The sequence below is a fragment of the Pedococcus sp. P1_H8 genome (genome assembly GCF_056405175.1).
The window spans coordinates 186,432-200,665 of sequence record NZ_JBFUCP010000006.1; the positions used below are offsets into that span (position 1 = coordinate 186,432).

14 protein-coding genes and 1 pseudogene are annotated in these 14,234 nt (G+C 71.0%); 8 read left to right on the top strand and 7 right to left on the bottom strand.

What is annotated here, in order from left to right:
- Positions 1–14: 14 nt before the first annotated feature.
- From AC1DYG_RS10615 to AC1DYG_RS10635, 5 genes are all read left to right on the top strand, one after another.
- Positions 15–1,265, top strand: a complete 1,251-nt coding sequence (locus AC1DYG_RS10615) for an MFS transporter (RefSeq protein ID WP_477639818.1) — start codon at positions 15–17, stop codon at positions 1,263–1,265.
- A gap of 125 nt (positions 1,266–1,390) precedes the next feature.
- A complete protein-coding gene (locus AC1DYG_RS10620) occupies positions 1,391–2,026 on the top strand; it encodes an ATP-dependent Clp protease proteolytic subunit (RefSeq protein WP_477616765.1) in 636 nt (211 codons plus the stop codon).
- Between the two features lie 11 nt (positions 2,027–2,037).
- Positions 2,038–2,715, top strand: coding sequence for an ATP-dependent Clp protease proteolytic subunit (locus AC1DYG_RS10625; RefSeq protein ID WP_477639819.1), 678 nt, complete (start codon positions 2,038–2,040; stop codon positions 2,713–2,715).
- Positions 2,716–2,756: 41 nt separating this feature from the next.
- Positions 2,757–3,458, top strand: coding sequence for a hypothetical protein (locus tag AC1DYG_RS10630; protein ID WP_477639820.1), 702 nt, complete (start codon positions 2,757–2,759; stop codon positions 3,456–3,458).
- Positions 3,459–3,577: 119 nt separating this feature from the next.
- Positions 3,578–5,386 (top strand): helix-turn-helix transcriptional regulator, encoded by a 1,809-nt coding sequence (locus tag AC1DYG_RS10635; protein ID WP_477639821.1) that lies wholly within the window; start codon positions 3,578–3,580, stop codon positions 5,384–5,386.
- Positions 5,387–5,485: 99 nt separating this feature from the next.
- On the opposite strand, the gene AC1DYG_RS10640 is transcribed toward AC1DYG_RS10635, so the two are convergent.
- On the bottom strand, positions 5,486–5,641 hold the full coding sequence (locus AC1DYG_RS10640) for a hypothetical protein (RefSeq protein ID WP_477639822.1): 156 nt from the start codon (positions 5,639–5,641) through the stop codon (positions 5,486–5,488).
- A 53-nt stretch (positions 5,642–5,694) separates the two neighbouring features.
- A pseudogene (locus AC1DYG_RS10645) lies at positions 5,695–6,687 on the bottom strand (serine hydrolase domain-containing protein); the annotation flags it as partial.
- A gap of 237 nt (positions 6,688–6,924) precedes the next feature.
- On the opposite strand from AC1DYG_RS10645, the gene clpX reads away from it, so the two are divergent.
- Positions 6,925–8,199, top strand: coding sequence for an ATP-dependent Clp protease ATP-binding subunit ClpX (gene clpX, locus AC1DYG_RS10650; RefSeq protein WP_477639823.1), 1,275 nt, complete (start codon positions 6,925–6,927; stop codon positions 8,197–8,199).
- Positions 8,200–8,224: 25 nt separating this feature from the next.
- Here clpX and AC1DYG_RS10655 read toward each other — a convergent pair whose 3' ends face one another.
- Genes AC1DYG_RS10655 through AC1DYG_RS10675 form a run of 5 tightly spaced genes read right to left on the bottom strand, consistent with a single transcriptional unit; the run spans position 8,225 to position 12,364 of the window.
- On the bottom strand, positions 8,225–8,746 hold the full coding sequence (locus AC1DYG_RS10655) for a hypothetical protein (RefSeq protein ID WP_477639824.1): 522 nt from the start codon (positions 8,744–8,746) through the stop codon (positions 8,225–8,227).
- On the bottom strand, positions 8,746–10,125 hold the full coding sequence (locus AC1DYG_RS10660) for a DUF58 domain-containing protein (RefSeq protein WP_477639825.1): 1,380 nt from the start codon (positions 10,123–10,125) through the stop codon (positions 8,746–8,748). Before AC1DYG_RS10660 ends, AC1DYG_RS10655 begins: the two co-directional genes overlap by 1 nt.
- Positions 10,122–11,111, bottom strand: a complete 990-nt coding sequence (locus AC1DYG_RS10665) for an AAA family ATPase (RefSeq protein ID WP_477639826.1) — start codon at positions 11,109–11,111, stop codon at positions 10,122–10,124. The genes AC1DYG_RS10660 and AC1DYG_RS10665 overlap by 4 nt, the downstream gene beginning before the upstream one ends.
- Positions 11,112–11,633 carry a hypothetical protein gene (locus AC1DYG_RS10670; protein WP_477639827.1) on the bottom strand — a complete coding sequence of 174 codons (522 nt, stop codon included), beginning with the start codon at positions 11,631–11,633 and terminating at the stop codon, positions 11,112–11,114.
- Positions 11,630–12,364 carry a DUF4129 domain-containing protein gene (locus tag AC1DYG_RS10675; protein WP_477639828.1) on the bottom strand — a complete coding sequence of 245 codons (735 nt, stop codon included), beginning with the start codon at positions 12,362–12,364 and terminating at the stop codon, positions 11,630–11,632. The genes AC1DYG_RS10670 and AC1DYG_RS10675 overlap by 4 nt, the downstream gene beginning before the upstream one ends.
- A 156-nt stretch (positions 12,365–12,520) precedes the next feature.
- Between AC1DYG_RS10675 and AC1DYG_RS10680 the strand changes: the two genes are divergently transcribed.
- Together AC1DYG_RS10680 and AC1DYG_RS10685 are read left to right on the top strand one after the other, a co-directional pair.
- On the top strand, positions 12,521–13,546 hold the full coding sequence (locus tag AC1DYG_RS10680) for a sigma-70 family RNA polymerase sigma factor (RefSeq protein ID WP_477639829.1): 1,026 nt from the start codon (positions 12,521–12,523) through the stop codon (positions 13,544–13,546).
- Positions 13,543–14,154, top strand: a complete 612-nt coding sequence (locus AC1DYG_RS10685; RefSeq protein WP_477639830.1) for a TIGR03086 family metal-binding protein — start codon at positions 13,543–13,545, stop codon at positions 14,152–14,154. The genes AC1DYG_RS10680 and AC1DYG_RS10685 overlap by 4 nt, the downstream gene beginning before the upstream one ends.
- The last annotated feature ends 80 nt before the right edge of the window (positions 14,155–14,234 follow it).

The window sequence follows — 14,234 nt, forward strand, 5'->3', positions numbered from 1 at the left end:
CGAGAGAGCACGCAGTGAGCCAGCCGACCGCCCCCGACACCAGCCGTGGGGCCACCCCTTCGACCACCTCTGCCACCGCCCGGGCCGTCCGGGCCCGCAACGCCGTCTTCGTCGTCTTCGCGTTGGCAGGCATCGCGTTCGCGACCTTCGCGTCGCGGATCGCGGACACCAAGGTCCAGTTGGGGCTCACTGCGGGTGAGCTGGGTTTGACTCTGTTCGCCATATCGGCTGGCTCGCTCACGGCGCTACCCTCGGCAGGTCGCATCGCGGGCAGGCTCGGTGCCTCCCGGACCATCCAGCTGGGCATGGTCTTCGGCTTCGCCGGGTTGGTCGTGATCGCCGGGGCCGTCGACCTGTTCGAGTCGCGGTGGGTCATGGCCGTCGGCCTCTACCTGCTCGGCATGGGCGTCGGGGTCTGGGACGTCGCGATGAACCTCGAGGGCGCCGCCGTCGAACAGGTGCTGGGCAAGACCGTCATGCCGCACTTCCATGCTGCGTTCTCCGGGGGGACCGTGCTCAGCGCGCTGGTCGGCGCAGGCATGTCGTGGGGTCACGTGCCGCTGCTCGTGCACTTCACCATCGCCATCGTGGTGTCCGCCGTGCTCGGGGTCTGGGCCCTGCGCTCCTTCCTGCCCCCCGAGGCCGAGGTCTCCGAGGCGGACGAGCAGCGGACCGCAGAGTCGGCCGGCACCAGACCTCGGTCGGCCTGGCTGGAGCCGCGCACCCTGATGATCGGTCTGGTCGTCCTGGCGGCGGCGTTCACCGAGGGCACCGCCAACGACTGGATCTCGGTCGCCTTCGTCGAGGGCCACGACGTCCCGGCCTGGGCAGGCGTGCTCGCCTTCGCCTCCTTCCTGTCCTTCATGACCCTGGGCCGGCTGGTCGGCACGCGGTTGCTCGACACCTACGGTCGCGTCCCGGTCCTGCGTGCCACCTTCGCCATGGCTGCGGTGGGTTCGCTCATGGTGATCTTCGGACCGGCATGGATGGCCTACGCCGGCACTGCCGTGTGGGGCGTCGGCGCCTCGCTGGGCTTCCCTGTAGGGATGAGCGCCTCGGCGGACGACCCGGCCCGCGCCGCTGCCCGCATGTCGGTCGTCGCGACGATCGGCTACACCGCCTTCATCGCAGGCCCACCGATGCTCGGCTTCCTCGGCGACCACTTCACGGTGCTCCGTGCCCTGATGGCGGTCACGGGCATGGTCGCGCTCGCCATGCTCGTCATCCCGGCCACGCGGGAGCTGGCCAAGCGCCCGACCGGCTGAGTCACGGCGGCGTTGCTCGGCTTGAGTCCTGTGCGCTCAGGGCGAACATGGTGCGGATCGGGGACTTCTGCCCACCACGACCGCGTTAGGGTCACTGACAGGCAAGGACCTCAAGTGATGGAGACATGGTGAACGAGATTGTCGCCGCGGGCGAGGGCCCGCAGGGTGGTCTGGACGACCACATCTACAACCGTCTGCTCAAGGAGCGGATCATCTTCCTCGGCTCCGACGTGCGCGACGACAACGCGAACGCGATCTGCGCACAGCTGCTGCTGCTCGCCGCGGAGGACCCGGGCAAGGACATCTGGCTCTACATCAACAGCCCCGGCGGCTCCATCTCCGCGGGCATGGCGATCTACGACACGATGAAGTGGATTCCCAACGACGTGGCCACCGTCGCGATGGGCATGGCCGCCTCCATGGGGCAGTTCCTGCTCTCCGCAGGCACCCACGGCAAGCGCTACGCCACGCCGCACGCCCGCGTGATGATGCACCAGCCGTCCGGTGGCATCGGGGGCACGGCCTCCGACATCAAGATCCAGGCCGAGCAGATGCTCTACGTCAAGAAGCAGATGGCCGAGCTGATCGCGGAGCACACCGGTCAGACCAAGGACCAGATCGAGAAGGACTCCGACCGCGACCGCTGGTTCAGCGCCGAGGAGGCCAAGGAGTACGGCTTCGTCGACCACGTGTTCAGCAGTGCCGCCCAGGCCGGTGGCCGCGGCGGCAGCGACGACAACCCGGTCACCGGGGACAAGTGAGGGATCGACACATGAACGCCAACATCAACCCCTCCATGCACGGCGGACGCCAGGGCGGCCTGCAGGTGCCGGGGCCGTCGAGCCGCTACATCCTGCCGTCGTTCGAGGAGCGCACCTCCTACGGCATGAAGCGGCTGGACCCCTACACCAAGCTCTTCGAGGACCGCATCATCTTCCTCGGGGTGCAGGTCGACGACGCGTCCGCGGACGACGTCATCGCCCAGCTGATCGTGCTGGAGTCCCAGGACCCCGACCGCGACATCCTGATGTACATCAACAGCCCGGGTGGCTCGTTCACCGCGATGGCCGCGATCTACGACACGATGCAGTACATCCGTCCCGACGTGCAGACGTTCGTCATCGGCCAGGCTGCCTCGGCGGCCGCGGTGCTGCTGTCGGCCGGTGCCAAGGGCAAGCGCTTCGCCCTGCCGAACGCCCGGATCCTGATCCACCAGCCGGCCCTCGAAGGCGGCATGGGCGGGCAGGCCTCCGACATCGAGATCCAGGCCAACGAGGTGCTGCGGATGCGCACCTGGCTCGAGGAGACCTGGGCCAAGCACTCAGGCCGCACGCCCGAGCAGGTCCGCAACGACATCGAGCGCGACAAGATCCTGTCCGCCGAGGAGGCCAAGGAGTACGGCCTCATCGACGAGGTCCTCGCCTCGCGCAAGGGCACCCTCGAGGACTGACCCTCACCGGGGGCCTTGTCCTCGACCACGCACCACCCGGTATGCCGTCCGCTCACCTCGAGCGGGCGGCATACCCGCGTCCGGGGGCACGAACAAGCCGTGTCCCGGAACGGCACACCGGTGAGGTGCGTCCGATCGCCATGAAGCGCGTGCTGCTCGTCGTCCCGCTGATGTTCGCCGCGCTGCTGGTGCTTCCCAGCGCGCCCGCGTGGGCGTGCTCGTGCGCCTCCGCGGCGCCGGCGCAGTGGGTGGATCGGTCCGACGTCGTGCTGCGGGGCACGCTCGAGGACGTCGACGAGCCGTCCGGGCCGTCGGTGCTGCAGCCCAGCAATCCCAGCGTGACCTACCGGTTCGCCGTCTCGGAGGTGTTCCGCGGTGAAGCCATGGAGACGACGTACGTGAGCTCGAGTGCCTACGGGGCGTCGTGCGGGCTGGAGGGCCTGCTGCCGGGGCGTGAGTACGTCGTGTTCGCCCAGGCCCGCGGCGACACGCTCTGGGCCGGCCTGTGCGGCGGGACGGCAACGACGGCCGGCGGGCTGGTCGCGGACGTGCGGGAAGTCACCGGCCCGGGCCACGAACCTGTGCGAGCCGGTCTCGTGGACGAGGCTGCACGGCCCCCTGGCGCCGCCGCGGAAGCCCGCGAGGGAGCCTGGCTGGTGCCCCTGGTCGGCGGTGGCGTGCTCGCGCTCCTGCTCGTCGGTGCACTGGTCGTGGTGCTGCGCCGCGGCCGCCGCCAGCGCTGAGAGCCGACCACCCCAGAGCGGGCCATCGAAATCCTGGGGCCATGCGCTCGGCGACGCGCGATGATGGGCCCATGGCCACACCGGATCCCGGCCGTGCCGTAAGGGTCGCCCACCGTGCGATGGCCACTGCCCTCGAGGCCGATCGGACGGCGGGAGGCGCGGGGCTGATCGCGGCGCACTGGCTCGCTGCGGGCGACGCGGTGGGCTTCGCCCGGTGGGCCCTGCCCGCTGCCGACGAGGCGCGGGCCGACGACGAGCACCTTCGGGCAGCAGAGCTGCTGGACCAGCTCAGCGATTGGTGGCACCGTCCCGGGGTCCCAGAGGCAGCGGGCTGCTCGCGTCCCGTGGTGCTGGTGCGCGCCGCTCGCGCCCACCGGTACGCGGGTGCGGGGGGCGCCGCAGCGGACCGGTGTCGCGCAGCGCTCGACGACGACACCCTCGACGGCGTCACCGAGGCCGTCGCCCTGACCGAGCTGGCCGGAGCGAGCGCCGAGCTGGGCGACCCGGAGGCCCACCCCACCGCCGAACTTGCCCTCGCGAAGGCGATGGCGCTCCCGGACACACCGGAGTCCGCCCGCCTCGTGGCCCTGGCAGCGGGTGCCTTGGGCAACTTCGGGGACCGGGACACGGTGGTCGCGGCGAGCGCCACCTCGGCCGAGCGCGCGCGCCGGTGGGGTGCGTCGGCCGTCGAGGCCATCGCGACCAACACGATCGGCTCCCAGCTGGCCGCCAGTGACCCGGAGGCGTCGGAGGCGGCGTTCGAACAGTCCCGGCTGGCGGCGGCCGCGCTCGTCCACGACGAACCCGCCCTCATGCTCCGGTACTACGTCAACGCCACCTACGGCCGCGCCGTTGCCGGCAAGTACGAGGACTCGGCGGCACTGGCCCTCGAGGGCCTGGACTTCGTCGCGGAGCGTGGCCTGCGACGCACCACGGGGGCGCACCTCGCTGCTGCGGCGGGCGAGGCCCTGCTGAGCGCGGGCAACCTCACGCTTGCCCGAGCCACCATCGGCCCCTGGATGGCATCCCCGTCGACCGGACGGGACCAGTGGTGGCTGGAGTCCGTCCGAGGCCGGGCCGTGCTGCTAGCAGGTGATCTGGCCGGGGCCTCGGCCGCCCTCGACTCCGTGGACGCTGCTGTCGGAACCGCCGAGCTCCCGATGTCGGCCGCGGTCGCGCTTGCCCTGCTGAGGGCCGAGGTGGCCGCGGCCACCAGGCCAGCCCGGTCGGCGGCGGCGATCGCCCTCGAAGGCGCTCGGGCCGTCCTGGCGGTGGATCCGGCCGCTGTGCCCGAGCTGCTCTGTTTCGCCTCTCGAGCCGTTCGTCTGGCCGGGCCGGGCACAGGCGGGTTGTGGGGTCAGATCGACCGTGCCTGGGCTGCGTTGCCGACGATGCATTCCCTCGTTGCCCACCGGTGGCGGGAGCTGCACCGTGCCGAGCAGGCAACGGCATCCGGTGCCGACCCCCGCCGGGCCTGGGTCGCGGCAGAGGCTGCGTTCGAGGCCAGCAACGGACCGCAGTCCTGGTCGGCGCGGGTTTCGCTCACCGCCGCATCGGTGTTGGTCGAGCACGGAGCCGTTGCTCGTGCTCGGGTCTGCCACGAGAGAGCCGCGAGCGCCATCGCCCGCGGCGGTTTCGGCCTCCTGGTGCCCGAGCTGGCACGGGTGACTGCCTTGCTCGGGTCGAACCGAGGGCCCAGCGAGGCCCTCACGGGCCGCGAGGTGGAGGTCCTGCGCGTCCTGTCGAGGGGTGCCTCGAACGTCCAGGTCGGCAACCTGCTGCGGATCTCGCCGCGAACGGTGGAGGTCCACGTCGGACGGATCCTGCTCAAGCTGGGTGCGGCGAACCGTGGGGCCGCCGTGGCCTCGGCACTTCGACTGGGGATCCTCGATCCTGACGACCTGGTTGCCTTGACCAGCTCGGCCTGAGCACCCGCCCCTGGGCGCTGGCCCCCTGCACCCACCCCTGCGCGCTGGTCCTTGCGCCGGGCCCGTGTGGTGGGCCTGGTGAGCTCGCCGGAGGTCCTGTCACGCGCAGAGAGCCAGACCGATGATTGCCTGCAGGTCGTCGTTGGCGTTCGAGTTCGCCGTGACTGCGACGATCCGTCCCGTCTCCGGGAGGGCGAAGGCTGCCGCGGCATACGCGTCGTTCCGACCGAAGTGGCCGATCGGGGCCCCCCACACGGAACGCTGTACCGGACCAGGCCCAGACCGTAACCCCCGTCCTCCACCTTGGCCCGCTCGCGCTCCATGGTGGCCAGGGTGGCCGGCTGGACCAGGTTGCCGGCGGTGAGCGCGGTGAGGAACCGGCCCAGGTCGCGGGCGTTGGAGACGACACCGGCAGCCGCCGAGGGGTGCGGGGGAGCGGGTGGCGTCACGTCCGTGTCGTCGAGGTAGCCGCGGGCGGACGGCTCACCACCCAGGGTGGACTGCTTCATGCCGGCGGGGGCGAAGACGGACCGCTCGAGTGCCACGCCGAGGGGTTTGCCGCCGGCCTTCTCCAGCACGACCTCGAGGGCTGCGTAGTTGGTGTTGACATAGCTGCCTTGCGCACCCGGTTCGAAGTCGAGCGGCTCACCTCTCACCAGGGCTACGAGGTCGCGGCCGGTAGTCGTCCCGGGCCCTTTGTACTTCGGTGCGTCGCCGTAGTCAGGCAGGCCGCTCGTCATCGACAGCAGGTGTTCGACGGTGACCCCGGTCCCGGGCTTCACTGCGTCGCCGAGGTACTTCTCCACAGGGTCGTCGAGCTTGACCACGCCGCGCTCGACCAGGGTCATCACCGCTACCGCGACCATGGGCTTGGTGACACTCGCGACCATCAACCGGTCGTTCGGGGACATTGGCTGCGCCGGGGTCAGGACGGCTTTGCCGAACGCCAGGTTGCGCTCGTCCTTGCCCTGCCGCACGTAGATCTGCATGCCGGGGTTCTGGCTGAGCCCCTTGGCCCTGGCGGTCGCCGCGGCGGCCATGGCGTCCACCCCGGTGGCGCCCGACCCTGAGATGGCGGGCGGCGCCGACGTCGGTGCGGCGACCAGGGCGGGGCTGCTCGAGGTGGACGACCTGGTGGGAGCCGTGGTGGGGGTGGCGCCGCCGGAGCATGAGGTAGTGGACAGCACTGTGAGCAGCACAGGCAGCAGGGCAAGGCCGGTGGCGGTCGCGTGCCAACGGCTTGGCGCGTTTCGTGGGTGGTCCATGCGCCTGAGGATGACGGCGCCGGACCGGGTCGACATCGGGAGAATCCCTTACAAGCCCGAGCGTGATGCCGCGGACCGGGAACCGCCCCTGACAGGGCGGCCGGGACCGGCGGGCGTGTTGTCCGCCCTCAGCGGACAAGGGCGACGAACAGCCGACTCGGCGGTTTCAATGGAGCGAAGGCGGTCCTTCGCGCTGTAGCGTCGGAGCGTCGCCCGTCCGAGGTGGACGGTGCACCGCCAGGCAGATTCGTCAGACAGACCGGAGGACTTCGCGTGGCACGCATGGGAGAGAGCGGCGACCTGCTGAAGTGCTCGTTCTGCGGCAAGAGCCAGAAGCAGGTCAAGAAGCTCATCGCCGGTCCGGGTGTCTACATCTGTGACGAGTGCATCGACCTGTGCAACGAGATCATCGAGGAGGAGCTCGCCGAGTCCTCCGAGCTGGGCCTCGACGAGCTGCCCAAGCCGCGCGAGATCTTCGAGTTCCTCGAGAACTACGTGGTCGGCCAGGACGTGGCCAAGCGGTCCCTGGCCGTCGCGGTCTACAACCACTACAAGCGGATCCAGGCCGGCGAGGCGGGCGGCAAGAAGGACGCCGAGTCGGTCGACATCGCCAAGTCCAACATCCTGCTCATCGGGCCGACAGGGTGTGGCAAGACCTACCTCGCGCAGACGCTGGCCAAGATGCTCAACGTCCCCTTCGCCATCGCGGATGCGACCGCCCTGACCGAGGCCGGCTATGTCGGCGAGGACGTCGAGAACATCCTCCTCAAGCTCATCCAGGCCGCGGACTACGACGTCAAGAAGGCCGAGACGGGGATCATCTACATCGACGAGGTCGACAAGATCGCCCGCAAGAGCGAGAACCCGTCGATCACCCGCGACGTCTCCGGCGAGGGCGTCCAGCAGGCGCTGCTCAAGATCCTCGAGGGCACGACCGCCTCGGTCCCGCCCCAGGGTGGTCGCAAGCACCCGCACCAGGAGTTCATCCAGATCGACACGACCAACGTGCTGTTCATCGTGGGTGGTGCGTTCGCCGGCCTCGAGAAGCTCATCGAGTCCCGCAACGGCAAGAAGGGCCTCGGCTTCGGTTCCGAGCTGCACAACCCCAAGGACCTGGCCGACTCGATCCACGAGGTGATGCCCGAGGACCTGATGAAGTTCGGGCTCATCCCCGAGTTCATCGGCCGTCTCCCGGTCATCACCACGGTCAGCCCGCTCGACCAGGCCTCCCTCGTGACGATCCTGTCCCAGCCCCGCAACGCGCTGGTCAAGCAGTACAAGAAGATGTTCGAGATCGACAACGTCGAGCTCGAGTTCACCGACGACGCCCTCGAGGCCATCGCCGACCAGGCCCTCAAGCGCGGCACCGGCGCCCGTGGCCTGCGTGCGATCATGGAGGAGGTGCTGATGCCGGTGATGTTCGACGTCCCGAGCGACGAGGGCATCTCCCGCGTCGTCGTCAGCCGCGAGGTCGTCCTCGACAACGTGCTGCCGACGATCGTGCGGCGCGACGAGGAACCCAAGCGCACCCGCAAGCGCTCCGCCTGATCCAGCCCGCCCGGGCCACCACCGGTCAGGGGCGGGGGTTGTCCTCGCGGCTGAGCAGCCAGACGCTGAAGGTGAGGAGCGCGACTGCTGCGATCGCGGCATACGTCAGCGACACCTCGCCCTCCACCGCCTCCTGGCCGGACAGCATCGCCACGGCCCAGAAGGGGAGCGTCGCGGCGACGACGATGGCGCCACGACGGGCCCACCGCCGCAGGCTGAGGCTCGGGACGGGTACGGCCCCGGGCAGGCTGGCGGTCAGGCTCGCGGTGAGGTGCAGGACCAGGCCCGCCCAGGCTGCGGCGAGCAGGCCCAGCCAGGCCGCTGTGCTGCCCGGAACGGGTACGGCCGCGAGCCAGTGCAGGGCGTGGCCACCGAGCAGGACCGTCACGAGCCCGGAGTCCGGCTCGACCGCCGCGTAGACCGTCAGCGCGATGAGGACCACCGCGGCCACGACGATCGGATGGGGGGACGCGGCCAGCGTCAGCGCGAGCAGGGCCAGCGAGGCGACGGCGAGCACCCCACGGAGCACGAGCTGGGAACGTGACATCAGCGACTCACCACCCTGGGCGCGCGGGAGCGGCGGTCGAGGTCGCGCAGCACGAGGTCGAGGGTCCCGGGGCCGGCCCACGGAACGATCGGCACACCCGTCTGACGGGCCCGGCTCATCTCGTGGCTGCGTTCGAGGAGCCGCTGCCGCCAGGCCAGGCGGGTCTCGGTGGGCTGGTCGCCGGCGGCTTGCGACAGCTGTGCGAGCCAGGCCTCGGGGATGTCCGGTCGGGCGAGGTCGGCCGGCAACGTGTCGACGGTGACGACCGAGATCCCGCGCCGTGACAGGGAGACCGCGTGGGCCAGGATCGCAGGGGAGATGGCGGGCGTGAGGATGACCGCGAGGGTCCCGGCTGACACGTGGTGGCGCAGCTGCGAGCGCAACCGCTTCTCGTCGCTGACCGTGCTGTCGGCAACGCGGACCCGGGCCAGGATGTCGAGGAGGCGGCGCAGGTGGTTGCTCCCGGCGGCGGCCTTGACGTGCGGCAGGTCCTTGGCGCCGAGCACGAGCAACCCGACCCGGTCACCGGTCCGCAGGTAGTGCTCGGCGATGGCCCCGGCTGCCCGGACGGCGTTGTCGAGACTGCTGCTCGACCCGCCGATTCCCTCGCTGCGGCCGATGTCGTTCATGGCATCGACGAGCAGCAGGATCTCGCTGTCCTGGTCGGCGTGGGTCGCGGTGACGTGCAGCTCTCCGGTGCGCACCGACACCGGCCAGTGCACCCGGCGCAACCGGTCGCCGAAGCGGAACGGGCGGATCTGGTCGAGCTCGCCGCCCTCACCCGGGTGGTGCGAGCGGTTCTGTCCGACGAGGCCGTCGGGACGCGGGACGGGCACGCGGGCCGTGAAGGTGTCGGGTAGTGGCACCGTGGGGATCGCCGGCAGGGAGACGGCCTCCGGCTCCCAGCGGAAGGCGCCGAACGCCCCGCTCACGGCCACGGTCGCCGGCCCCAGCGGACGATGACCCCAGCGAGTGCTCTGGCAGACGACCTCGAGGGACGTCGGCCCAGCACTGTGGGCGTCGAACGCGGTTGCAGCGGCACGGAATCCGGGGGTGTACGTCGTGTGTGGCGTCGGCAGCAGGACCAGGCCCGCCTCCTCGACGCCGGGGCCCGGCGTGATGGTCGCGACCCATCTCGTGGCCTGGCCTTCGCGCAGCAACGGATGGGCGACGGTGGCGTGCACCAGAGGTGACCCTGCCGGTCGTCCTGCGGTCGACCACAGCCCCACGAGCAGCAGCGGCGTCCCGAGCACCAAGGCGTCGGGTCGGCGCAGCACGACGCCCACGCCGACGAGCAGCAGCCCGAGGAGCAGCGCCCGGAGGTGCGCCGACGTCACTCGCCAGCGCGCTTCCAGGCGTCGTCCGGGAGCGGGCGTCACGGACGCTCGAAACCGGTCCGCGGCCCCACTGCGGTGGCCGTCGGCGTGGGCACCGAGGACAGCACGCTGTCGACGACGCTGGCGGCGGAGACGTCGTTCATCCACAGCTCGGGGCGGACGGTGACGCGGTGGTCGAGGCAGGCGTGGGCCACAGCCTTGACGTCCTCGGGCGTGACGTAGTCACGGCCACGCAGCACGGCATACGCCCTCGAGGTCAGCAGGAGCGCGAGCGAGGCGCGGGGTGAGGCGCCCATCAGGAGGTTCTGGTGGGTGCGCGTGGCCGCGACCAGACGCACGCAGTACTGGCCGACGCCCTCGTCGACGGTGACCGTCTCGACCGCCCGCTGCATCTCGATCAGCCCGGCCCCGTCGGTGACGGCGGCGACTTCCTGCGCTTCCTGCTGGCGCGCCATCCGTCGCTTCAGCACCTCCCACTCGTCGGCCGCGTTGGGATAGCCGAAGCTCACCCGCAGCAGGAACCGGTCGAGCTGCGCCTCCGGCAGGGGATAGGTCCCTTCGTACTCGACGGGGTTCGCCGTCGCGAGCACGTGGAAGGGTTTCGGGAGCGCGAACGTCTCGCCCTCGACCGTGACCTGCCCCTCCTGCATGGCCTCGAGCAGGGCCGACTGCGTCTTCGGGGGTGTCCGGTTGATCTCGTCGGCCAGGAGCAGCCCGGTGAACAGCGGTCCCTTGCGGAACGAGAACTCGTGGCTGCGCTGGTCATACAGGAAGGACCCGGTCAGGTCGCTGGGAAGCAGGTCGGGGGTGAACTGGGCCCGCGCGAAGTCCAGCCCCAGCGCCTGCGCGAAGGACCGCGCCGCCAGCGTCTTGCCCAAGCCGGGGAAGTCCTCCATGAGCACGTGACCACCGGCCAGGATGCCGGACAGGACGATCTCCAGGCTCTGCCGCTTGCCGACGACGGCGCGTTCGACCTCGGCGAGGATGGCGGTCGCGCGGGTGGCGACCTGGTCGAGGGTCAGGGTCACTTAGAGCTCCTCCAGAGTGGTGATGAACGCCGCGAGCTGGGCGGCGGTGACGCGAGTGGTCGGGGACCCGGCGAGGTATGCCGCGAGCTGGGGTCCCAGCGCGGTGGTGGCGTCGTCGCCGGTTGCGTGCTCAGCGGTGCGGCCGTCAGCGAGGGTGAGGCCGCGGCGGTCCCGAAGTCTCTCCACGGCAAGGGCGTTCAGCGCGGTATGGAGTCGGGTGGCGGAGGCGGAATCGCCCGAACCCGCATCACGGATGTCGACTGCCAGCCGGCTGATCCGCGAGTCGGCGCCGCGCGGCGGGGCGGACTCGGTGAACGAGTTGTCCCAGTCCGTCGACTGCCGTGACTGCCACAGCCACTGGGCGAGGACGGCGAGGGCCGCCAGCAGGCCGAGCGCGGCAAGGAGCATCCCCGCGTTGCCGAGCGCCGGCACGGAGACCGCGAGGGCGCCCACTGCCACGCACACCGCGAGGAGCACGAGAATCAGCCGGGCGGGCGCCAGGTTGGCCAGTCGGCGGATCACCGTGCGGTCGCCCTGGCTCGGTCGGCCGTGGCCTGCGCGAGCTGGGCCACGGTCCGTTGGAGCTCTGACTGCACCTGGACGAGGGCCTCGCGCGCCGCCGTGCGCTGGTCCTCGGTGATCGGGTGACGGGAGAACCGCGCCTCGCGGTAGAGCGCGGCCAGCGCGTCCAGCGGCGCTCGGTCGACCCGGTAGGAGCGCAGGACCGTGCTGACGAGCTCGGCGGACGTGCGCGAGTCGTCGTCCCTCACCCCGGCGCTGCGGACGGCGTCCTCGAGGGCCACCCACGCGGCGATCACCGCGTTGGCAGGGGTGCCTCGCGCGAGGAGCTGGACGCCCTCACGGGCGCCCTCGAGCAGCACCTCGGGGAGGACGTCGACCGTGCCCTGCGGGGCCGTGGCATCGGCCCGGGTCGTCCAGCGATCGCGCAGCGCCCGTCCGATGGCCACCAGCACGACGATCACCACCACCGCCAGCACCAGCTTCATGGCGAAGCTGACCAGGCTCACCAGCCAGGGGTCGCTCGTCCGGACAGGCGCGGCCTTCAGTCCCTGGTTGGTGGCCGAGGGGATGGGTCCGGGCCCGTACTCCTCGCCCGGAGCACTGGATTCGGGGCCCGAGAAGTCCTGCCGCGCGAAGATCCCGACCGGTCCTGCCGCGGACACCCAGGCCGCCAGCAACAGCGTTGCCACCGTCCCCACGCCCAGGCCCAGTCCACGTCGCGTCACGGTCATCGACCTTAGGGATCCTCGCGTTCGGTGGCGAGCGAACCGCCCCAATCCGTGCACACTTCGTTACGCGGCGATGAGTTTTGCACCCCCGCCGGGTCTGTCCCCATGTGGCACTGGTGTGCCTAGGCTGGACCAGCCGGTCGGATCATGGCTGGTCGGATGACGGAAGGGGACCCGATGACCGAGGTGCGCGAGCGGCCTGCCGTGGAGGACTTTCCCGAGGCTACCGACGGCTTCAGGCGCGAGCTCACGGCCCACTGCTACCGCATGACGGGGTCGATCCACGACGCGGAGGACCTCGTCCAGGAGACCTACCTGAGGGCGTGGCGGGCCTATGCCGCGTTCGAGGGGCGTTCGTCCGTGCGGACCTGGCTCTACCGGATCGCCACCAACGTCTGCCTCACGGCGCTCGAGGGGAAGGACCGTCGGCCGCTGCCTGCGGGCCTGGGGACCCCCTCGAGCAATGCCGGTGACCAGCTGGTGGAGTCCACCGAGGTGTCCTGGCTGGAGCCGGCACCAGACCCCTTGGTTGCGGGGGAGACGTCCGACCCGGCCGCCATCGTCGCGCAGCGCGAGAGCATCCGGTTGGCGTTCGTCGCGGCCCTCCAGCACCTCCCGGCCCGCCAGCGCGCAGTGCTCATCCTGCGCGACGTCCTGCGCTGGAAGGCCTCCGAGGTGGCCGAGGCCCTCGAGACGAGTGAGGCCGCGGTCAACAGCGCGCTGCAGCGCGCCCACGCCCAGCTGGCCAAGGCTCGAGTCACCCAGGACGACGTGCAGCCGGAGCTCGACCCGCAGCAGCAGGAGATGTTGGACCGCTACGTGAAGGCGTTCTGGGACAAGGACATCACCGCGATCGTCGGCATGCTCACGCGAGATGCGGTGTGGGAGATGCCGCCGTTCACGGGCTGGTACTTCGGGGCCGAGAACATCGGTCGGCTGATCGACACGCAGTGCCCCGGTGGTGAGCACGACATGCCGATGGTCGCGACGAGCGCCAACGGCCAGCCGGCGTTCGGTCTCTACATGCGTCAGCCCGATGGCTCGTTCACCCCGTTCCACCTCCAGGTGCTCACGCTCGATGGAGCGGGCAAGGTCAGCCACGTCGCGGCGTTCTTCGACGCCGCCCTGTTCGAGAAGTTCGGCCTGCCCGCCTCGCTACCGGCCGGCTACACCGGTCCCTCGTGAGGCCGCAGATGCCCGCCGCGACCGGTCAGAGCCGGCCGCCCAGCGCAGTGGAGCTGCTCGAACGGGCCATCGCGTACACGCGCGCCAGCCTCGTCCTGGTGACCGAAGGCGACCTCGACCGGACGACGCCCTGCCACGGGTGGCTGCTGCGAGAGCTGCTGGGCCACATGGACGACTCGCTCGAGGCGATGGCGGCCGCAGCCCGGGCCACCTCGCTCAGCCTGGTGCCCTCCGAACCGCCGACCGAGGGCGCCGACCTCCTCGACAGCATCTGCCTCCGGGCGCGGGGACTGCTCGGCCACTGGCAGCCGGTGCGCGGCGGGGCCGCGGACTTCTCCATCGACCTGGCCGAGGTCAGCCTGCCCCGTGAGCTGCTCGGGGCGGTTGGGGCTCTCGAGATCACCCTCCACGGGTGGGACGTCGCCGAGGCGATCGCTCGACCGAGGGCGATCCCGCCGGAACTGGCCATGGATCTGTGGCCGGTGGCACGCGACCACATCACCGCCGCCGACCGTCCGTTCCGCTTCGGTGTGCCCGTGGAGGTATCGGACTGGGCGACGCCCACGACCCGGCTGCTGGCCCACTCCGGCCGGTCGGCACGGTGGTGAACCCCGACCAGTGCGGGCGGCCGAGCCGGCGCCCGTGCTGGCGCCCGGGGTGGGAGCCGGCCCGGTAGAAGTTTGCGGCC

What these genes read in the sequence shown, in the direction of transcription:
- AC1DYG_RS10630 (WP_477639820.1), top strand. Translation starts at nt 2,757, where the DNA reads ATGCCGTCCGCTCACCTCGAGCGGGCGGCATACCCGCGTCCGGGGGCA.
- AC1DYG_RS10675 (WP_477639828.1), bottom strand. Translation starts at nt 12,364, where the DNA reads ATGACCGTGACGCGACGTGGACTGGGCCTGGGCGTGGGGACGGTGGCA.
- AC1DYG_RS10625 (WP_477639819.1), top strand. Translation starts at nt 2,038, where the DNA reads ATGAACGCCAACATCAACCCCTCCATGCACGGCGGACGCCAGGGCGGC.
- AC1DYG_RS10680 (WP_477639829.1), top strand. Translation starts at nt 12,521, where the DNA reads ATGACGGAAGGGGACCCGATGACCGAGGTGCGCGAGCGGCCTGCCGTG.
- AC1DYG_RS10655 (WP_477639824.1), bottom strand. Translation starts at nt 8,746, where the DNA reads ATGTCACGTTCCCAGCTCGTGCTCCGTGGGGTGCTCGCCGTCGCCTCG.
- AC1DYG_RS10635 (WP_477639821.1), top strand. Translation starts at nt 3,578, where the DNA reads ATGGCCACTGCCCTCGAGGCCGATCGGACGGCGGGAGGCGCGGGGCTG.
- AC1DYG_RS10620 (WP_477616765.1), top strand. Translation starts at nt 1,391, where the DNA reads ATGGTGAACGAGATTGTCGCCGCGGGCGAGGGCCCGCAGGGTGGTCTG.